This is a genomic window from Streptomyces sp. HM190 (genome assembly GCF_009857135.1).
Taxonomy (GTDB): Bacteria; Actinomycetota; Actinomycetes; order Streptomycetales; family Streptomycetaceae; genus Streptomyces; species Streptomyces heilongjiangensis.
Window position 1 is genome coordinate 4,980,396 of record NZ_CP047318.1, and the last position, 20,071, is coordinate 5,000,466.

The 20,071-nt window shown below is 73.1% G+C and carries 16 protein-coding genes; 5 read left to right on the forward strand and 11 right to left on the reverse strand.

The genetic code is table 11. From position 1 onward, the window contains the following. The first annotated feature begins 496 nt into the window (after window positions 1-496). On the forward strand, window positions 497-1,105 hold the full coding sequence (locus GSY65_RS21225) for a M23 family metallopeptidase (RefSeq protein WP_159771196.1): 609 nt from the start codon (window positions 497-499) through the stop codon (window positions 1,103-1,105). 18 nt (window positions 1,106-1,123) lie between these two features. Here the strand turns inward: GSY65_RS21225 and GSY65_RS21230 are convergent, their stop codons facing one another. Beyond that, the gene (locus GSY65_RS21230) at window positions 1,124-1,759 is read right to left on the reverse strand and encodes a TetR/AcrR family transcriptional regulator (RefSeq protein ID WP_236579952.1); all 636 of its coding nucleotides are present in this window, start codon (window positions 1,757-1,759) and stop codon (window positions 1,124-1,126) included. 166 nt (window positions 1,760-1,925) lie between these two features. Here GSY65_RS21230 and GSY65_RS21235 point away from each other — a divergent pair, with 166 nt between their 5' ends. Continuing rightward, entirely contained in the window at window positions 1,926-3,617 is a 1,692-nt protein-coding gene (locus GSY65_RS21235; RefSeq protein ID WP_201452614.1) for an MDR family MFS transporter, read from the forward strand. Window positions 3,618-3,802: 185 nt separating this feature from the next. On the opposite strand, the gene cseC is transcribed toward GSY65_RS21235, so the two are convergent. From cseC to GSY65_RS21265, 6 genes are all read right to left on the reverse strand, one after another. Beyond that, entirely contained in the window at window positions 3,803-5,350 is a 1,548-nt protein-coding gene (gene cseC, locus GSY65_RS21240) for a two-component system sensor histidine kinase CseC (protein ID WP_443043245.1), read from the reverse strand. Between the two features lie 20 nt (window positions 5,351-5,370). Further along, window positions 5,371-6,078, reverse strand: a complete 708-nt coding sequence (cseB, locus tag GSY65_RS21245; RefSeq protein WP_159771200.1) for a two-component system response regulator CseB — start codon at window positions 6,076-6,078, stop codon at window positions 5,371-5,373. Window positions 6,079-6,135: 57 nt separating this feature from the next. Then, on the reverse strand, window positions 6,136-6,816 hold the full coding sequence (locus GSY65_RS21250) for a hypothetical protein (RefSeq protein WP_159771202.1): 681 nt from the start codon (window positions 6,814-6,816) through the stop codon (window positions 6,136-6,138). Further along, entirely contained in the window at window positions 6,804-7,355 is a 552-nt protein-coding gene (locus GSY65_RS21255; protein ID WP_159771203.1) for a SigE family RNA polymerase sigma factor, read from the reverse strand. Before GSY65_RS21255 ends, GSY65_RS21250 begins: the two co-directional genes overlap by 13 nt. 381 nt (window positions 7,356-7,736) lie before the next feature. Next, window positions 7,737-8,660, reverse strand: a complete 924-nt coding sequence (locus GSY65_RS21260) for an A/G-specific adenine glycosylase (protein ID WP_159771205.1) — start codon at window positions 8,658-8,660, stop codon at window positions 7,737-7,739. Window positions 8,661-8,878: 218 nt separating this feature from the next. Continuing rightward, window positions 8,879-9,958: an LLM class flavin-dependent oxidoreductase gene (locus GSY65_RS21265; RefSeq protein WP_159771207.1), complete on the reverse strand. Its 1,080-nt coding sequence runs from the start codon at window positions 9,956-9,958 to the stop codon at window positions 8,879-8,881. A gap of 380 nt (window positions 9,959-10,338) precedes the next feature. Here GSY65_RS21265 and GSY65_RS21270 point away from each other — a divergent pair, with 380 nt between their 5' ends. Then, window positions 10,339-11,163, forward strand: coding sequence for a hypothetical protein (locus tag GSY65_RS21270; RefSeq protein WP_159771209.1), 825 nt, complete (start codon window positions 10,339-10,341; stop codon window positions 11,161-11,163). A gap of 146 nt (window positions 11,164-11,309) precedes the next feature. Here GSY65_RS21270 and disA read toward each other — a convergent pair whose 3' ends face one another. From disA to GSY65_RS21285, 3 genes are all read right to left on the reverse strand, one after another. Continuing rightward, entirely contained in the window at window positions 11,310-12,434 is a 1,125-nt protein-coding gene (gene disA, locus GSY65_RS21275; protein WP_159771210.1) for a DNA integrity scanning diadenylate cyclase DisA, read from the reverse strand. An 81-nt stretch (window positions 12,435-12,515) separates the two neighbouring features. Then, window positions 12,516-13,925 (reverse strand): DNA repair protein RadA, encoded by a 1,410-nt coding sequence (radA, locus tag GSY65_RS21280; protein WP_159771213.1) that lies wholly within the window; start codon window positions 13,923-13,925, stop codon window positions 12,516-12,518. A gap of 284 nt (window positions 13,926-14,209) precedes the next feature. Further along, window positions 14,210-15,589 carry an alpha/beta hydrolase gene (locus GSY65_RS21285; RefSeq protein WP_159771215.1) on the reverse strand — a complete coding sequence of 460 codons (1,380 nt, stop codon included), beginning with the start codon at window positions 15,587-15,589 and terminating at the stop codon, window positions 14,210-14,212. Between the two features lie 246 nt (window positions 15,590-15,835). Between GSY65_RS21285 and GSY65_RS21290 the strand changes: the two genes are divergently transcribed. After that, window positions 15,836-17,530 carry a BACON domain-containing protein gene (locus GSY65_RS21290; protein ID WP_159771217.1) on the forward strand — a complete coding sequence of 565 codons (1,695 nt, stop codon included), beginning with the start codon at window positions 15,836-15,838 and terminating at the stop codon, window positions 17,528-17,530. 83 nt (window positions 17,531-17,613) lie between these two features. Here the strand turns inward: GSY65_RS21290 and GSY65_RS21295 are convergent, their stop codons facing one another. Next, on the reverse strand, window positions 17,614-18,522 hold the full coding sequence (locus GSY65_RS21295) for a hypothetical protein (protein WP_159771219.1): 909 nt from the start codon (window positions 18,520-18,522) through the stop codon (window positions 17,614-17,616). 71 nt (window positions 18,523-18,593) lie between these two features. Here GSY65_RS21295 and GSY65_RS21300 point away from each other — a divergent pair, with 71 nt between their 5' ends. Beyond that, window positions 18,594-19,526: a Ppx/GppA phosphatase family protein gene (locus GSY65_RS21300; protein ID WP_159771220.1), complete on the forward strand. Its 933-nt coding sequence runs from the start codon at window positions 18,594-18,596 to the stop codon at window positions 19,524-19,526. The last annotated feature ends 545 nt before the right edge of the window (window positions 19,527-20,071 follow it).

Genomic DNA, 20,071 nt, shown 5'->3' on the forward strand with positions numbered 1-20,071 from the left:
CAAGGGGCTGCCCCGGGACTTCGGTCCCGGGGCAGCCCCTTTTGCGTGGCATGAGCGACCGAGCAGTGCCGCAAAGGAGGTGTCGTCCGGGAGGACGGAACCCGCTTTCGCGAGCGTGCCACGGCTCGGCTGCCCGTAGTCCGGGTCACATTCGGGCGGGGGTTCCGCGGTGGGGGTCGTGACATGCCGCATAGGGCCTGCGTCACGTACTAGGGGGAATAGTGGTGAGGCCTCGACGGGGCAAAACGGACTTATGGTGCAGCATTTGGATAGGTGTGGGCTGACGTGCAGGGCTTTGGGTGTTTTGGGTGATCCAGGGGAGAGGAGGGGTTTGCGTGGTTGATACGGCCTTGTGTCGTAGATGAGGGGTTTTGGGTGCCGGGGGGAGTGGGGGTACCAAGGGACGTGCCATTCGGCGGTCGCAGCTGAGCGCCGGGTGGTCTTCGTGTGCCTCCCGAGGCACCGGTCCCTGTCTCCGTCCCCCGTGAGGTCACCCATGTCGCAGCGCGTTCGCTCCCCCCGTGCCCGTATGTCCGCCCTTCGTGTCCGTGCCGCCGTCGTGGCCGCCGGAGTGGGGGTCTCGGGTGTGCTGGGCGTCGGGGTCGCGGCCGCGGCCGGCGGTGCTCAGAGCGCCGGCACCGTCCAGACCGCGGGCGTCGCCCAGGCCGCCGCGGCCAAGAAGGCGACCTCGTGGGTCGCGCCCGTCAAGGGCTACAAGCTCAGCGCCCGCTACGCCCAGGCCGGCAACATGTGGAACTCCACGCACAGCGGGCAGGACTTCGCCGTCAAGAGCGGCACGGCCGTCTTCGCCGCGCACGGCGGCACCGTCGTGAAGGCCGGCGGCAACGGCGCCGGTGACGGCCCCGCGTACGGCAACGCCGTCGTCATCAAGCACGGCAACGGCACGTACTCGCAGTACGCCCACCTCTCCCGGGTCCAGGTGAAGGTCGGGCAGATCGTGAAGACCGGCCAGCGCATAGCCCTCTCCGGCAACACCGGCAACTCCAGCGGGCCGCACCTGCACTTCGAGATCCGTACGACCCCGAACTACGGCTCCGCCGTCGACCCCGTCGCCTTCCTGCGCGGCAAGGGCATCACCCTCTGACCGGCGGCGTGACGCGCCTCAGGCCCCCGGCGTGCCGGCGTGCGCCTGGGTCACCAGATCGATCGCGACCTCCAGGACGGCCTTGCGCTTGTCCTCGGGGTCGCCTTCGACGTCCCGGAGCGCGAACATCCCGGCGTGCATGGTGAACAGGGCGCTGATGCAGCGGACCTGGTCCGTCAGGGCGGCGTCCGGCTCCTTGATGGTGTCGATCAGGCTCAGCATGCGGTCCTTGAACGACTCGCCGACGCTCAGCTCCCGCACCGTCGCCTGGTTCTCCTGCATGAAACGGAACAGGGGCGCCACGTCGGCCAGGGCCACGCTGTAGCGGCGCAGGATCTCCCGCTTGGTGCCGAGGGTGCGCGGCTGGTGCCCCGCCCACTCGATCAGTTCGTCGATCGGCCGCTGGAGGTCCTGGAAGAGGCTGACGAGGATGTCCTCCTTCGTCTTGAAGTGGTAGTAGAGCGCCGCCTTCGTCACCTCCAGGCGCTCGGCGATCTCCCGGAGCGAGGTCTTCTCGTAGCCCTGCTCGGCGAAGAGTTCGAGGGCGACGTCCTGGATGCGCTGACGGGTGTCCCCGCGGCGATGCCGCTTCGGTGCCGTACCGGCGGGCGTGGTGCCGACGGGCGTCTCACCGTCGGCTGTCGTCTCGCTCATCCTGCTGCTCCTCGTCGCCGCGACCCTGGTGATGGGTCAAGCCTCTGCCAAGCCCGCCGAACTTACTTGACGACCGGCTAGTTGGCGGCCTAGTTTCCCCTAGTGTAGTCAACTAGCCGGGCGGCAAGTAAGTAGGGAAGCGGTCCGGGGGAGAGGGAGGACCGTCATGAGCGCGGACACCGAGAAGGAAGCGATCAGAGGGGACGGTGGGGCCGGAGGGGCAGCGGGTTACGCCGCCGTGGCCGACGAACCGGTCCGTGACGCGGTGCGTGACGCCGCCCCCGGCGAAACCTCCGAGAGGGCTTCCGGCGGGGTCCCCGGCGGGGGCGAGGGGGCCAAGGAGCCGCAGCCGCGCAGTGTGCGCGTCGTGCTGTTCGCCCTCATGATCGCGATGCTGCTCGCGATGCTCGACAACATGATCGTGGGCACCGCGATGCCGACGATCGTCGGTGAGCTGGGCGGGCTCGAACACCTGTCGTGGGTGGTGACCGCGTACACGCTCGCGACCGCCGCCTCCACCCCCGTCTGGGGCAAGCTCGGCGACCTCTACGGCCGCAAGAGCGTCTTCATGACCTCGATCGTGATCTTCCTGATCGGTTCGGCGCTCAGCGGCATGGCCCAGGACATGGGGCAGCTGATCGGCTTCCGGGCCCTGCAGGGCCTCGGCGCCGGCGGCCTCATGGTCGGCGTCATGGCGATCATCGGCGACCTGATCCCGCCGCGGGAGCGGGGCAAGTACCAGGGCATGATGGCCGGTGTCATGGCCCTGGCGATGATCGCGGGGCCGCTGGTCGGCGGGACCATCACCGACCACTGGGGATGGCGCTGGTCCTTCTACATCAACCTGCCGCTCGGCGTGCTGGCCCTGGCCGCCATCAGTGCCGTCCTGCACCTGCCGAAGCCGTCGCGCGAGGCGCGCTCGGCGCGGAGTGTCGACTACCTGGGCGCGGCCCTGCTCACCGTCGGCATCACGGCGATCGTGCTGGTCACGACGTGGGGCGGGACCGAGTACGCGTGGGGGTCGGCCGTCATCATGGAGCTGGCCGCGATCGGTGTGGCCGCGCTCGCGGGATTCCTGTTCGTGGAGACCAAGGCGGCCGAGCCGGTGATGCCGCTGCACATCTTCCGCAGCCGGAACTTCGCCCTGATGTCCCTGATCGGCTTCATCACCGGGTTCGTGATGTTCGGCGCGGTGCTCTTCCTGCCCCTCTACCAGCAGTCCGTGCAGGGCGCGTCCGCGACCAACTCCGGGCTGTTGCTGCTGCCGATGCTGGGCGCGATGCTCGTGGTGTCGATGGTCGCCGGGCGGGTGACCACGGGCAGCGGACGCTACAAGGTCTTCCCCCTCGTCGGCAGCGTCCTGATGATCGTGGGCCTCTTCCTGCTGGCGCAGATGGACACGGGGACGAGCCGGCTGACGTCCGGGATCTTCATGGCGGTGCTCGGCGCCGGCATGGGCTGCCTGATGCAGATCACCATGCTCGTCGCGCAGAACAGCGTCGAGATGAAGGACATGGGTGTCGCGTCCTCGACGACCACGCTGTCCCGGACGCTCGGGTCGTCCTTCGGTGTCGCGATCATGGGCGCGCTGTTCAACAGCCGGGTCCAGGACGTCATGGCCGAGCGGGCCGGTGCGCTCGGGTCCAAGGTGACCGAGCAGTCCGCGCAGCTGGACGCGGCGAGCCTGGCGAAGCTGCCGGCGGCCGCGCGGGAGGCGTACCAGTACGCGGTGGCCTCCGGCACGCACTCGGCGTTCCTGCTGGGCTCGGTGGTGGCCGCCCTCGCGCTGGCGGCCGCGGTGTTCGTGAAGGAGGTTCCGCTGCGCGGGGCCGGGGCGCCGCCGGTGGCGGCGGAGTAGCAGACGAGCCCGGCGGCACCGCCTCCCGAGTCGCACCGCTTCCCGGCCCGCATTGCCTTGCGGCCTGCACCGCTTCCCGGCACGCACCGCTTCCCGAGGCGCACCGCCTTGTGGCCCGCACCGTCTCCCGAGACGCGCCGCCTCCCGAAGGGCAGGGGTTCACGCCCTTGTCCTTCAGGCTGTCGTCAGGCCGTCTCCCCCGTCACCGGCAGCATCGGGTAGCTGCCCGTGTTGGTGGGGGCGTGTTCGGGGAGCCAGAGGACGGCGACGGCGCCCTCCGCCGGGACGGAGTCCGCGGCGCCGGGCGGGCGGACGTTGCGGAAGGTGAGGCGGGCGCCGAGCACCCGGGCCTGACCGGCGGCGATGGTGAGCCCGAGGCCGTGGCCCTGGCCGGCGCGGTCCGAGGCGCCGGTCCGGAAGCGGCGCGGGCCGTCGGCCAGCAGCTCCTCGGGGAAGCCGGGACCGTGGTCACGGACCCGGATGACCCGCCCCTCGACGGACACCTCGATGGGCGGCTTGCCGTGCTTGGCCGCGTTGGCCAGCAGGTTCAGCAGCACCCGCTCCAGACGGCGGGGGTCCGTCGTCACCTCCGACTCGTGCACCACCCGTACGCGCACGCCCGCGTCCCGCGCCGCCACCCGCCGGCTCACGAACTCGCCCAGCAGGATGTCCTGCAGCTCGGCCCGCTCCGACGCGCCGTCGAGCCGTGCCACCTCCAGCACGTCCTCGACGAGCGTCCGCAGCGCCTGGGCCCGGTCGCGGACCAGCTCGGTGGGGCGGCCCGGAGGGAGCAGCTCCGCCGCGGTGAGCAGACCCGTCACCGGGGTGCGCAGCTCGTGGGCGATGTCCGCCGTCACCCGGCGCTCCGCCTCGATGCGCTGCCGCAGCGTGTCGGCCATGGCGTCCACCGCCCGCGCCAGCTCGGCGGTCTCGTCCCGCGTGATCCCGCCGATCGCGTCCTGCACACGGACATCGGTCTCGCCCTTGGCGACCCGGTTCGCGGCGGCGGCCGCCTTGCGCAGCCGGCGCGACATCCGCCCGCCGATGAGCACACCGAGGGCCGAGCCGCCGAAGACGACCGCGATCGAGCCGATGATCAGGGCCTGGTCGAGATCCCTCAGCACCGTGGAGCTGTGGTCCGTGTGCGTGTGCAGCGACAGCACCCGGTTGTCCTTCAACGGCACCGCCGCCCAGATGTCCGGCACCCCGTCGGGACCCTCCGAGACGTACGTCGCCCGGCGGCCCTCCATGACCTTGGCCAGCAGGTCCGGCGGGATGCCGGGATCGTTGATCCGCACCCCGAACGCCCCCGACTTCAGGGGGCGCCCCGACTCGTACATGCGCTGGGCGACCTGGATGCGCTCGTCGGCCAGGTCACGCGCGTTGTCCAGCATCGACACCCGCGCCGCGTTGTGCACGACCAGGCTCAGCGCGATCGCCACCAGCGCCCCGACGAACGCGATCGCGGCGCTGAGCTGCCAGCGCAGTCCGGTGCGCAGACCCGGGACCGGACCTCCGGAGACCGTGTCGACGCCGTCGGCGGCACCGGCACCCGGGCCGCCCGCTCCGGCCCCTCGCCCGCCGCCCGCGCCCACACCGTTCCCGCCGCCGTCGCCCCCGCCGCGGCCGGCCACGGCGCCCGGACCGACGGCCGCACCGCTTCTCGGCCGGGCGGTTTCCGTACCGGCCCCGACCGGCGCTCCCGGCCCCCGCCGTCCTCGTGTCCCCCTCATGGCCATACCGGCGGCCCCGCTCAGGCCCTGAGCTTGTAGCCGAAGCCGCGGACCGTCTCGATGCGGTCCTGGCCGATCTTCGTGCGCAGCCGCTGCACATGGACGTCGACGACACGGGTGTCGCCGCCCCAGCCATAGTCCCAGACGCGTTCGAGGAGCTTGTCACGGGAGAGGACCGTGCCCGGGGCCGACGAGAACTCCAGGAGCAGCCGCATCTCGGTCGGTGTCAGCGCCACCGGGTCGCCGGCCCTGCGCACCTCCATGCCCTCGGTGTCGACCTCCAGCTCACCGAAGGTGAGGACCCCGCCGGTGCCGGCGGACCCGTCGCCGTCGGCCCGCGCGTCGCCGCCGCTCGCGTGCCCGAAACGGCGCAGCACCGCCCGGATCCGGGCGACCAGCACGGCCCCGTCGAAGGGCTTGGTGACGTAGTCGTCGGCGCCCGCCTCCAGACCGAGGACGACGTCGATGGAGTCGGCGCGCGCCGAGAGCATGATCACCGGGACGGTCGACTCGTCACGGATGCGGCGGCACAGCGAGACCCCGTCGAGGCCGGGGACCATGACGTCGAGGAGGGCGATGTCCGGCCGGTTCGCCCGGAACGCCTCCAGGCCCGACAGCCCGTCGGGCATGGCCGTGACCGCGAAGCCGTCCCGCTCCAGCGCGAGCTGGGTGGCCTCGCGGATGACATCGTCGTCCTCGACGAACAGGACGTGGGTCTGCTCTGCCATCCGGTCTTCTCGTCCGCTCTCGGTAGTGATCGGTGGGGTGGGGAAAGGGGGCCGGCGTCAGTGGGGTTCGGGGCTGGGTGTCTCCGCGCCGCCCACCGAGGTGCTGTACTCCGTGCGTGTGCTGGACCGTTCGACGAAGCGGTCCTTCAGCCAGCGGTAGGTGGTCACGTCCTCGCTGGACGGATACGCGGACGGGTCGCCGTACCGGTCGTTCTCGTACAGCTGCCGCGTCACCAGCAGGTCCCCCCGGTCGATCTCCGTGTACACCGGCGGCTGTTCGGAGCGGAAGACGCTGCGGTACCGGCCCTTCTCCGAGCGGTACACGTACGAGGCCACGCCGACGGCGTCCGCGCAGGACAGCACGTTCACCACGATGTCGTCCGCCGAACTCCCGGTCAGATCGCCGTAGATGACGTCGATCGGCGGCTTGTCGGCCACACACGGCTCCAGGTCGGCCTTCACCGCCCTGCTGACCTGAGGGTCGGCCCGGACGATCCGCACGACCTCCGCCACGCTCGGCTGGTCCCCGTGCGCCGAGGCGGAGACGGCCGGTGACGCGGCGCCGGTGGCCAGCGACTCGCTGTCCGCCGGGCCCTCGTCGCGTGCGCCGGTGCCGCCCGTGCCGCAGGCGGAGACGGAAAGGCCGAGGGCGGCGAGCACGGCCACCGCCGTGATCACCGCCTTCGTGGCCTGCCGGGTCCCCTGGTCCGGGCCGGCCGCTGTGCTCAGGCCGCGCAACGCTCCTGCTCCTTGTTCGGTGCGAGCGCGCGGGGGGCGCGCTCTGCGAGGTCCCGCGACTCCAGCTCCTCGCGGAGCCGGGCCAGCGCACGGTGGAGCGTGCTCTTCACGGTTCCGGCCGACATACCGAGGGCGGCGGCCGTCTCCTCCGTGGACATCTGCTCCCAGTGTCGCAGGACCACGACGCTGCGCTGCTTCGGAGCGAGCACCTTCATGATGTCCATGAGGAGCGCGCGGTCCGCGTGCTGCTCGGTGGAGTCGTCGATGCAGGCGTCGGGGAGCTGCTCGGTGGGGACCTCCTCCAGCTTCCGGGCCCGCCACCACTCGGTCCGCGTGTTGATCATGACCCGGCGGAGGTACGCGTCCGCCAGCCGCTTGTCCGCGATGCCGTCCCAGCGGCCGTACGTCCGGGCCAGCGCCGTCTGCAGCAGATCCTGGGCGTCCACCGGGTCCGGCACGAGTCGACGGGCACTGCGCAGCAGCGCGTCCTGCCGGGTGCGGACGTACTCCTCGAATTCGAGCACCTCGCCGTGCGCCATGATCAACCGCCTCCGTTCCCCGTTTGCCGACCCGCGCGCGGTCTGCGCCGTCGGTCCTCCGCTCCTTCGTGCCGCCGAACGCGTTCTGGTCGTGCGTTCCGCCGCTGTGTCCCGCTGGTTCGTTCGCGTGTTCCCGCGGCACGTCGAAGAAGCTACGGAGCTGTTGTCACGGAGGTGTCCGAGGCAGCCTGCGGAGAACGCGCGGCTGTCCGTCGGTTGTGTAACAGAAGTAGGAACGGGGTAAAGCGAGGGGCGATGGGGGGCGGGTATCGGGTGATTCGCCCCCATGGGGCTGTGGGATGGCTGTGACGGAGTCCGCCGGATCGCCGTGACGGACTCCGTGTGTCGCCAGGCCGGTCGTCAGATGCCGGATGAGGGCTGTCAGGTGAGGGGAAGGCGGTAGAAGCCGTCGGGGAGGGGCTCCACCAGGCCGTCGGAGACCAGGCCGTCGAGCGCGCGGGCCCGCTGCACCGGCTCGTCCCAGACCCGGTCCAGCACCGCCTGCGGCACGGGCTCCATCGCGTCCCGCAGCACGGCGAGGAGCTTGCCGCGCACCTGACGGTCGGTCCCGGCGTACGTCTGGCCCCGGCGCGCCGGCCCGTCGTGCGCGGGCTTCCCGGCGAGCCGCCAGGCGCACTGGGAGGCGATGGGGCAGCGGTGGCAGGACTCGTTCTTCGCCGTGCACACCAGCGCGCCCAGCTCCATCGACGCGGCCGCCCAGCGTGACGCCGTGCCCTCGTCCTCCGGTAGCAGGGCGCGCGCCAGCTTCCGCTCGGCGGCCGTCGTGGCGTTCGGCGGGTACTGCGTCCCGGTGACCGCGCGGGCGAGGACCCGGCGGACGTTCGTGTCCAGCACCGCGTGCCGCTGCCCGTACGCGAACGACGCCACGGCCGCCGCCGTGTACTCCCCGATGCCCGGGAGCGCCAGCAGTTGCGCGTGGTCTTTCGGTACGTCGCCGCCGTGCCGTTCCGTTATGGCCGTCGCCGCGCCGTGCAGCCGCAGCGCCCGGCGCGGATAGCCGAGCCGGCCCCACGCGCGCACCGCCTCACCCGGCGGTTCCTTCGCGAGGTCCGCGGGGCGGGGCCAGCGGGCCAACCACTGCTCGTAGACCGGCAGTACACGGTTGACCGGCGTCTGCTGCAGCATGAACTCGCTGACCATCACCCCCCACGGGCCGGCCTCCGGCCGCCGCCACGGAAGATCCCGCGCGTGCGTCTCGAACCAGGCGATCACCGGGGTGTGCAGGGGGGAGGCGGACGGGGTCGGGTCGACGGTGTTGCCCTGGGGCTTGGTGGGTGCAGTCATGGCGCATCCGATCCTGCCATGTCGCTCCGCCGGGGTGGTGGGGGCGCGGCGGGTGGGCGGGGCCGTGGGATGCGGAGGGCCGGTGCGGGTGGATGGGGGCTGGTCGCGCGGTTCCCCGCGCCCCTGGAGGATCGGGCCCGCGGCCCGCCCTCCCCCTGAAGGCATGGGCCCGCGGCCCGGCCTTCATGCTGAGGGGCACGGGGCGCAGCCCCGGCACGTTACTGGGCGCCCGTCCACCCCAACCGCGGGCCCAGCCGCGTCGCGATGTCCGTCAGGATCTGCACGTAGTCCTCGTGCTCGAAGGTGAAGGGCAGGGCGAACGCGACCTCGTCGACCTCGCGGAACGCGACCTGTGCGTGCAGCCGCTCGGCGATCTCCTCGGCCGTTCCCACGAGGTCCGGCGCGAACAGCAGCCGGCCCGGCCCCTGCGGAGCCGCCGTCCGGGGCAGCCGGGCGGCGGCGTACGCCTCGTAGCGGGCCCGCTGCTCCGCGCTCGCGGAGTCCGTCGGGATCACCACCAGTCCCTGCGAGACCCGCGCCCGCTCCCCGTCGGGGTGGTGCGCGCGGAACTGCCGGATGTGCGAGAGCTGGATCGCGGCGAAGTCCGGCGTCCCCTGCGCCCCCTCCTCCTGCCGCTCCTCGCTCCGCGTCGCCTCCGGCGGCTCCGCCTTCACGACGCTGCTGGTGAGGAAGTTCATCCCGTTCTCCCCGGCCCAGCGGGCCGACCGCAGGCTGCCGCCGCCGTACCACATGCGGTCTCCGAGGCCGGGGGAGCGCGGCTGGACCCGGTCCGAGAAGACCTCGAACCCCTCGGTGCCGCGGAAGTCCGTCGCCGCCTCGCCGCGGACGAAGCCGAGGAGCCGCCGGACCCGCTCGAAACTGAAGTCCTCGGCGTCGGCGGTGTCGGGGTAGAGCGCCGACCTGACGGTGTCGTAGTGCATCGGCGGGCCCACGCTGACGCCGGGGTTGAGCCGGCCGCCGGACAGGATGTCGACCGTCGCCAGGTCCTCCGCGAGCCGCAGCGGGTTCTCCCAGCCCAACGGGATGACGGCGGTGCCCAGTTCGATGCGGCGCGTGCGCTGTGAGGCTGCCGCGAGCACGGCGACGGGGGAGGAGATGCCGTACTGGAGGTGACGGTGGCGCAGCCAGGCGCTGTCGAAGCCGAGTTGTTCGCCCAGCTCGATGATCTCCAGGGTCGACTCGTGGCCCCGACGGGGATCCGCCTCGTCGAACAGGCCGATGGTCAGAAAGCCCAGCTTCCGCAAGGGCCGCGCACCCGGCGGCACGGTGTGGTGCATGGTCGTCCTCCAACTGGTCCGCGGTGGGGACGATTGTCGCAGGCGGGTCCGGTGGGGCGGCGGTGGCTGGGGCATGGCCAGAGGTGCAAGGGGTGCGATCGCGAACCCGGCCGGGGGAGGCGGGGCGTCGGCGGCCGATCCGGGGGACTCGCGCACCGGCCCGGTGAACATGTCACGCCGATACGGGAGTTGACCTCGCGCCCGCCTGATCGGGATGATCACGGACGGTGTCCGTTCCGTCCTCGTCGTTACTGACCGCGACCGTTGACTTCCCTGATCGGCGGTGAGTCGGGCCGACCGGGATGATGATCCGGAAAAGTTGCGGTTCAGGGCGGCGGGTGGGGCCAGTTACGTGCCTGATCTCTCGTACAGTTTGCGCCGTGGGATCTCTGCGCAATCCGGTCGGGCCGCTTCCCTCCACCATCTACTGGCGACGGAGGGCCGTCATGCTGGCCGTCCTCGGCGTGCTCGCCCTGCTGGTCGTATGGGTCGTCACCAGCGGTGGCGGCAACGGCAAGAACGACGCGGGCGGCTCCAACGGCAAGAACCCCGTGCCCTCCATCACCCCCGGGCCCTCCGGCTCCGGCCCGGCGATCAGTCAGGCGCCGGGCGGCCGTGACGAGACGGGCGACGGGTCCGGCTCCGGGGGCGACGGCTCCGGTTCGGGCTCGGACACTGGTTCGGGTTCCGGGTCCGGCGATGGTGACGGCGGTACGGGCACCGGCGGCGGCTCGCAGGGCGGCGGCACCGGGAGCGGCGGCGGAAGCACGTCCGGCGAGCAGGTGCCGGTGGGGTCCAGTCTGCCCAACTGCACGTCCTCGGCGGTGAAGTTGAGCATCCGCAGTGTGCGCAACGCCTACGCGCCCGGCACGGATCCCACGTTCGAGCTCGTCGCCCGTAACTCCTCGGGCAAGGACTGCAAGCTCGACCTGGGGCCTGAGCACACGGTCGTGACGATCACGCCGACCGGCGCCGACGACGCGTTCTGGTCGTCCGACGACTGCCACGAGACCGCGGGCAGCCTGCTGTTCCGGGTCCCGGCCGGCGACCAGGTCACCTACACCGTCCAGTGGAACCGGGACCCCAGCGCCCCCAACTGCGCCACCCCGTCCGCCGGTTCGGCCAAGCCCGGCACGTACCTCGTCGAGGCGAAGGCCCCCGGCCTGGCCAAGGACCGGACCTCGTTCGTACTGGAGAAGGACTGACCCTCCGGGGTGGACGCGCCGGCGGGTGCTCGGGAACGGGCAGGTGGCGGGCCTCCTGACGGGCGGTCCGTCGGGGCGCGGCGCCGGGCGCGCGTGCAGCCGTGGCCCGCCGGGGGTGTGGACGGTGGTGGGTTCGGCCGGTCGCCCTAGACGTAGCGCTCCAGGATCGAGGACTCCGCCAGGCGCGACAGGCCCTCGCGGACACTGCGGGCGCGAGCCTCGCCGACGCCGTCGACCGTCTGGAGGTCGTCGACGCTCGCGGCGAGCAGCTTCTGCAGACCGCCGAAGTGCTCCACCAGGCGGTCGATGATGGCGCCGGGCAGCCGGGGGACCTTCGCCAGGAGGCGGAAGCCACGCGGGGAGACCGCCGAGTCCATGCCCTCGGGGGAGCCCGTGTAGCCCAGGGCCCTGGCCACCGTGGGCAGTTCGAGGAGCTCGGCGTGGGAGAGGGCGTCCAGCTCGTACAGCGCCTCGTCGACCGTACGGGAACGCTTGGCCGTGGGCTCGGGGACGTAGTCCCGGACCACCAGCTCGCGCTCCGGCTCCACGCCCGCGATGAGCTCGTCCAGCTGGAGGGCCAGCAGGCGGCCGTCCGTGCCCAGTTCGACGACGTACTCGGCGATCTCGGTCGCGATGCGCCGGACCATCTCCAGACGCTGGGCCACCGCCGACACGTCCCGGACCGTCACCAGGTCCTCGATCTCCAGCGCTGACAACGTTCCCGCGACCTCGTCCAGGCGGAGCTTGTACCGCTCCAGGGTCGCCAGGGCCTGGTTGGCGCGGGAGAGGATCGCCGCCGAGTCCTCCAGGACACGGCGCTGCCCGTCGACGTACAGCGCGATGAGGCGCATCGACTGCGAGACGGAGACCACCGGGTACCCGACCTGTTTGCTCACGCGGTCGGCGGTGCGGTGCCGGGTGCCGGTCTCCTCCGTCGGGATCGTCGGGTCCGGGACCAGTTGGACACCCGCGCGCAGGATCTTCGACAGGTCAGAGGAGAGGACGATGCCGCCGTCCAGCTTGCACAGCTCCCGCAGCCGCGTCGCCGTGAACTCGACATCCAGGACGAACCCGCCCGTACACATCGCCTCGACGGTCTTGTCGGAACCGAGCACGATGAGTCCGCCGGTGTTGCCGCGGAGAATGCGCTCAAGCCCGTCGCGCAGGGCCGTGCCCGGGGCCACGGCGCTCAGTGAGGCGCGCATCAGGCCATCGGCACCGGAGCTCCCACCGGACTTTCCGGGAGCTGCTGCCCGGTCGTTGGCTGCCACTGCACTCCTCCGGTCGCAGGTTCTGGGGCGCTCCCGTTTCGCACACGTGGTTCGTACGGACGGGCGAGACCTGGGCAAAGTCTACCGGCGGTCCTCGCCGTCCTGTGGGGCCTCTCGACGACGGGATCGGGGCAGCACCCGCAGCGCGTCCCCGATGTCCGCCACTTCCAGCACCTTCATACCGGGAGGCACCTTGCCCGGATCGGACGGAACGAGCGCGTGCGTGAAGCCGAGGCGGTGCGCCTCCGCGAGGCGGCGCTGCACACCGGTGACCCTTCTGACCTCGCCGGCCAGACCCACCTCGCCGATCGCCACCAGGTTCTTGGGCAGCGGGGTGTCGCTCGCCGCGGACGCCAGGGCGAGCGCGATCGCGAGGTCCGCGGCGGGCTCGGACAGCTTCACGCCGCCCACCGTCGCGGAGTAGATGTCCCTCTTGCCCAGGGCGGCGATCCGGCCACGCTGTTCCAGCACGGCCAGGACCATCGACACGCGTGACGTCTCCAGGCCGGAGGTGGTGCGGCGGGGGGAGGGCAGCTGGGAGTCGACCGTGAGCGACTGCACTTCGGCGACGAGGGGGCGGCGCCCCTCCAGGGTGACGGTGAGGCAGGTGCCGGGCACGGGCTCGTCGCGGCGGGTGAGGAAGAGGCCGCTGGGGTCGGCGAGGCCGGTGATGCCCTCGTCGTGCAGCTCGAAGCAGCCGACCTCGTCCGTGGCGCCGTAGCGGTTCTTGATGCCGCGTACGAGACGGAGACGGGCGTGGCGGTCGCCCTCGAAGTGCAGCACGACGTCGACGAGGTGCTCCAGGAGGCGGGGGCCCGCGATCGCGCCGTCCTTGGTGACGTGGCCCACGAGCAGGGTCGCCATGCCGCGTTCCTTCGAGGCGCGGATCAGCGCCCCCGCGACCTCGCGGACCTGGGCCATGCCGCCGGGGGCGCCGTCGATCTCCGGGGAGGCGACCGTCTGGACCGAGTCGAGGATGAGCAGGCCGGGCTTGACGGCGTCCAAGTGGCCGAGAACGGCGGCCAGATCGGTCTCGGCGGCGAGATAGAGGTGGTCGTGAAGGGCGTCGATGCGGTCGGCCCGGAGGCGGACCTGGCTCGCGGACTCCTCGCCGGTGACGTAGAGCGTGGGGCGCTCGGCGCTGGCGGACTTCGCGGCCACGTCGAGGAGGAGGGTGGACTTGCCGACGCCGGGTTCGCCCGCGACGAGGACGACCGCGCCGGGGACGAGACCGCCGCCGAGTACGCGGTCCAGCTCGGGGACGCCGGTGGGGCGGGCGGTGGCCTGGCGGCCGTCGACCTGGCCGATGGGGAGGGCGGAGGTCGTGACCCGGCCGGGGGTGGTGGTGCGGACGGCGGGGGTGCCGTACTCCTCGACCGTGCCCCAGGCCTGGCACTCGGGGCAGCGGCCCAGCCACTTCGCCGTCTGCCAGCCGCATTCCGTGCAGCGGTAGGAGGGGCGGTCTTTCGTGGACTTGGTACGGGCAGCCATGCAGGAACCGTAGCGGAGGCCACTGACAACGCAGGGGGAGCCTGCGTTCCGGGGCTCCTGTGGTGCGTTGGACACGGCCCTTCCGTCCGTGGGCGGCCGATCGGCGTGGGGCGTCGGCCGCCCGGAGGGCTTCTTGCGTTCGTGAGCGGCTTGCCCGCCGGGCGTCGGCCGCTCAGGGGGACGGAGCCCTCCTGGCCAAGGGCGGCCGATCCGCCGTGAGGGCCTCGGCCGCCCGGGGGGCGCGGCTTCTTCTGTGGTCCGCCCGCAGTCAGGCGGTGGTGGGGCTACAGGGGGCGGCCGATGGTCAGGGGGGCCGGGCGGTGCGGGACGTATGCCGCGCCGTCCAGGTCCAGGGCCAGTGCGGCCGTCTGGAGGGCGCCCGCGGTGGCCGTCGCTCCCCAGTGGCCCTTGTCCAGGCGGGACTCGACCGCGTGGAGGGCGGCCACCGTCTCGGCCGTGGTGAAGTTGCAGTGGCCCTGGCGTTCCACGTACGCCTGGCGGTGGAGCGCGGCGTCCCCGGAGGCGCGGAGCCGCGCGGCGAAGCGGGACTGCTGCTCGGTGGGGACGAGGTCGTCGGCGGTGGTGTGGATGTCGAGGAGGGGCACGGCGAGGCCCTGTCCGGCGGAGGACGTGCGCCGGCCGGCGGCCACCGCGGCCGGGTCGGCGGCGATGTCGGCGTGCGCGGTCAGGTTCCGCAGGTCGGCCCGCAGATCGAGGCCCGCCTTCCGGTAGAGCGCCTTGACCAGGGGCGCGTGCCGGGAGGTCGCCAGCACGCGCGCGTAGTCGATGCCCCTGTTGCCGGAGTTGTTGCCGCCGAGGGCCTTCTCGACGTGGAAGCGGGCCGGCACGACCCGGTCGAGGACGCCCTGGAGGAGCCACGAGGCCTGCTGGGCCTGCTGCTCGTCGTGGTCGCCCGCGGCGGGGCGGTCCTTGCCGACGGCCCACGTCGGCAGGTTCAGGTACGCCGCGGCGAGGGCGACACGCGCACGGCCCTCGGGGGTCTTCTGCGCGGCGGCCACCGCGTCGGTCAGCAGGCGGCCGCTGGCGGCGCCCTCGGCCTCGGAGGCGAAGCCCACCAGCTTCACCGGGGTGTCCGGCAGCAGCAGGCGGGCGATCGTGTACTCGGCGTCCAGCTGGTAGGCGTGCAGGTCGTTCGCGCCGGCCACGAGCCCGCACAGCCCCAGCGCACCGTCGATGCCGCCGGCGCCGGAGCGGGCGAGACGGGCGTTGACCAGGCCGCCCATGGACTGGCCGACGGACAGCGTGCGATCGGGTTCGCCGATCCGCTCGGTGACCTCCCTGATCGTCGCGACCTGGTCGCGCTCCGCGCTCTCCAGGGCCCAGAGGGTCTCGCTGGTGTCGTAGGAGGAGCCGGTGAGGGCGTAGCCCTCTTCGAGGAGGCGCAGGCGGACGGCCTCGCGGGGGGCGTTCTGGGGCGTCGTGACGCCGAAGCCGTGACTGAACACGATCAGCGTGCCGTTCCAGTTCTCCGGCACGTCGGCTATCCAGGCGGCGCCGTCGGGCAGGGTGCCGGAGAGGCGTTCGACGGAACCGGTGGCAGCCCGGGGAGCGGCGGTCGAGACGGAGGCACTGGTCGCGGAGAGGACGACGACCGTGGCCAGGGCGGTGAGGGTGCGGGTGGAGCGGCGACTGCGTACGGCCATGAGAGGTGGGGCTCCTGTCGGCGCGAGGGGGGGACGGGGGCGGTGCACGCTCGTACTCGGGGGCGGCTCGACCCCGGAAGGAATGTAGGGCTGTTTTCTTGTGACGGTCAACAAAGTGCACAACATTCGGCCAGTGCCCCGCGGGACCCGTGTTCCTGTCCCCTTATGAGGGATCGTTTCACCCGTACGGAGTAAAAGTGCTCAAGTGGCGAGAAGGTGCTGCTTCCGGACGCCTACCGTCCACGAATGATGAGCATCAGTCCGGAGACCTCGACCCGCACCGCCGGCGCCCACCGGGCGCACAGCGAGGCGCGCGATCGGGCTGCGGCGCGCGCGGTGGCGCAGCGCCCGCCCGCGCGCTACGAGCCGTACCTGGACGGTCTGTTCACCTACTGCATGTCGGTGCTGTGCGACCACGACCTGGCGATCGCCGCCCTGGGGGACGCCCTCGCCCTCGCCGAGCGCCGCCGGGGCCCGGACAGTGAGGAGCGGCGCCGTTCCTGGCTGTACGCGCTGGCGCGCTGGTCCTGTCTGCGCAAGCTCGCCGAGACCCGGCAGACGCGCCCCGGCGCACACGCCCAGGGCCGCCGCGCCCCGCTCGGCGCGGAGCCCCAGCACGGCGTACGGGCCGCCGCGCCGCACCTGTCCGAGGAGGAGGAGCGCCGACGGCGGCGCGAACTCGCCCGGCTCGCCTGGCCGGAGGCCGCCGGCACCACCCCCGAGCAGCGTGAGGCGCTCGAACTGGCTGTCCGCCACCAGCTCACCGCCCAGGAGGTCGCCGACGTCCTCGGCACCGACGCGGCCGCCGCACGCGAACTGCTCTCCTCCGCCGCCTGCGAGGTGGAGCGCACCCGCGCCGCCCTCGCCGTCGTGGAGACCGGCGCCTGCCCCCGCGTCGCCCTCCTCGCCGGCGACCAGCAGCTCGTCCTCAGCGCCGCTCTGCGCCGCGAGCTCGTCCGGCACGTCGACGACTGCCCCGTCTGCCGCCGCGCCGCCGAGCGCGCCGTCCCCGGCCGCTGGCCCGGCACCAGCGTCACCCCCGCCGCACTGCCCGTCCTCGAAGCGCCGCGCGCGGCCCTGTACGGCGCGATGGGCCACCTCACCCGCGCCCGTGCCCCGCGTTTCGACCGCCGCGGCTTCCCCATGGACCCCAGGGACCGCGCCGCCCGCCGCGACCGGTTCCGCGCGCGTGCCGTCACCACCACGGTCGTCGCCACCGTCGTCGCCGCCCCCGTCCTCGCCCTCTGGGCCGCCTACCGGGGCGCCCCCCTCATCGGGGAGGGCGTCGACGGCCGGTCGGTCGCCTCCGGCGAGGAACAGGGCGACGGCGACGGCACCGTCGGTGACGGTTCCGGCGCGTACGAGAACGCCGGCAGCGCCAGGGCCGAACCCGGCGCCCGCCGGGGCGGGCGCGACTCGGACGACGTCTCCGTGGAGGTCACCCGCGGCAAGGGCGGCGGCGCGCTCGCCGTGACCGCCCGCAACCACGGCGAGACCACCCTCATCACCCTGCGCGCGACCGGCGACTCCCCCGTCGCCTGGTCCGCCCGCACCGGCGCCGACTGGCTCTACCTCAGCCACTCCTCGGGAACCCTGAAACCCGGCGCGTCGCTGACGATCAAGGTGTACGTGGACCAGCTGAGGGAACCCGCCGGGCACTGGACCGCGCAGGTCACGCTCGCCCCCGCGGGCACCGTGGTCACCATCGAGGGCTACGGGCCGGTCCCCACGCGCCCGGACGACCCCCGCCCGACCGCACCCGTCCCGGACCCCGGCTCGCCGAGGCCCACCGCGCCGCCCCCGCAGCCCGACCCGGAGCCCACGCCCACCGGCCCCACCCAGCCGGAACCGACTCCGACCCCCACCGACCAGGCCCCCACGGGTCCCGCCGACCCGCCCCCGCCGGGCGACGGCGGCGGCGATCCCCCGCCCGCGCCCTGAGGCCGCGGGCGGGGGACGCCACGAGACGCCGGAGGCGGGGGGCGGAACGCGGGACGCGGGAGGCCGGTGCCGACCGGGCCGGCCTACGGCACCACCGGGTCCACGAGACGCTGCGGATCCACCGGCCTCACCGGATCCGCCGGATGCGGCGCCACCAGCGGCAGCCGGGACGCCAACCGCTCCTCGCACAGTTCCACCAGCCGGTCGTACGCGGCCTTGCCCATCAGCTCGATCAGCTCCGGCCGGTACGACACGTACACCGGATCACCCGCGCCGTGCGCCGACGTCGCCGACGTGCACCACCAGTGCAGGTCATGGCCGCCGGGACCCCAGCCGCGCCGGTCGTACTCGCCGATCGACACCTGCAGCACCCGGGTGTCGTCGGGCCGGTCGATCCAGTCGTAGGTGCGCCGGACCGGCAGCTGCCAGCACACGTCCGGCTTCGTCTCCAACGGCTCGCGCCCCTCGCGCAGGGCCAGGATGTGCAGCGAGCAGCCCGCCCCGCCGGCGAAACCCGGACGGTTCTGGAAGATGCACGAGCCCTTGTACGGCCGGGTCTGCCGCTCCCCGTCCTCGTCCTCGGAGACCCACCCGGTCCGGGTGCCCACGTCGTGGAACTGCCAGATCTCGGGCGTGAGCCTCGCCACATGTTCGGCGACCCGCTTCTCGTCGTCCTCGTCCGAGAAGTGCGCGCCCAGGGTGCAGCAACCGTCGTCCGCGCGCCCCGCCTGGATGCCCTGGCAGCCACTGCCGAAGACGCAGTTCCAGCGGGACGTCAGCCACGTCAGATCGCAGCGGAAGACCTGTTCCTCGTCCGCCGGATCAGGGAACTCCACCCAGGCGCGCGCGAAATCGAGCCCCTTCTCGTCGGGCTCCGGAGAGCCCTTCCGCGGTTTCGGGGGTTTGGTCGCCGCCCTCGCCCGCGAAGACCCGGCGTCCGCCGCGGCCGCCACTGCCGACTTGTCGGCCTTTGCCTTTTTCGTCTTTGGCACCCGTCCAGGGTACGGCGCCGAAGCCCGCGCGGAGGACGGCGCACGGCCTCTCTGGCAGTAGCGTTCCGTCCATGAGACTCGGTGTCCTCGACGTGGGATCGAACACGGTGCATCTGCTGGTGGTGGACGCGCACCCGGGCGCGCGCCCCCTGCCCGCGCACTCGCACAAGGCGGAACTGCGCCTCGCCCAGCTCCTCGACGAGGACGGCGCCATAGGCCACGACGGGGTCGACAAACTCATAGCCGTCGTCCACGACGCACTCCAGGCGGCCGAGGACAAGGGCGTCGAGGAGATGCTCCCCTTCGCCACCTCCGCCGTGCGCGAGGCCAGCAACGCCGACGACGTCCTCGCCCGCGTCAAGGACGAGACTGGGGTCGAACTCCAGGTGCTCACCGGCGCGGAGGAGGCCCGGCTGACCTTCCTCGCCGTCCGCCGCTGGTTCGGCTGGTCCGCGGGCAAACTGCTCGTCCTCGACATCGGCGGCGGCTCCCTGGAGATCGCCTACGGCATCGACGAGGAGCCCGACGCGGCCGTCTCCCTGCCGCTCGGCGCCGGCCGCCTCACCGCCGGCTGGCTCCCGGGCGACCCGCCCGCCCCGGACGACGTCCGCGCGCTGCGCCGCCACGTCCGCGCCCAGATCGCCCGCACGGTCGGCGAGTTCAGCCGATTCGGCGCCCCCGACCACGTGGTCGCCACCTCCAAGACCTTCAAGCAGCTCGCCCGTATCGGCGGCGCCGCCCGCTCCACCGAGGGCCTCTACGTCCAGCGCGACCTCAGGCGCCAGGCGCTGGAGTCCTGGGTCCCCAAGCTGGCCGGGATGACCACCGCCCAGCGAGCAGCCCTCCCCGGCGTCTCCGAGGGCCGCGCGAACCAGCTCCTCGCCGGGGCGCTGGTGGCCGAGGGCGCCATGGACCTCTTCGAGGTGGAGACCCTGGAGGTGTGCCCCTGGGCCCTCCGCGAAGGCGTCATCCTGCGCCGCCTGGACCACATGGGCCCGACGTAGGGGCCCCTTCCCCGGACCGGGGGCCGCGGGCCGCGGGCCTTCGAGGGACGCGGGAGCGGCGCGGGGCCCTGCGGTCGGCGGTTCTGTGGTCGCGGGGGTCCGGCGGTCCTGCGGGTCGGCGGTCCAGCGACCCGCACTGTTCTGTGGCCCGCGGTGGCGGTGGCGGTGGCGGTGGCCCGGTGTCCGCGGGGGTCCGGTGGTCCAGCGTCCCGGCGGTTGTGTGGCCTGCGACGGCGGTGGCCCGGTGGTCCCACGACCTGGCGGCTCGTCGGACCCGTGGCCCTGCGACCGCGCAGGACCCGTGGCCCAGCCACCGCGAAGGCCCGGTGGTCCCACGGCCCCGCCGCCCAGCCACCGCGAAGCCCCCGTCGGCCCCACGGCCCCGCCGGCCCCAAGGCCCCATGACACCCCGCCGGACCAATGGCCCCACGGCCCACGGCAGGCCCGCGCCGGTCGCGTCCCGCTCCGTTCCGCCGTGTCGTGGTGAGGGCCACCCGCTCCCGCCCGACAACCCGCCCCGGCCCCCCATGCTGAGGGCCACCCGC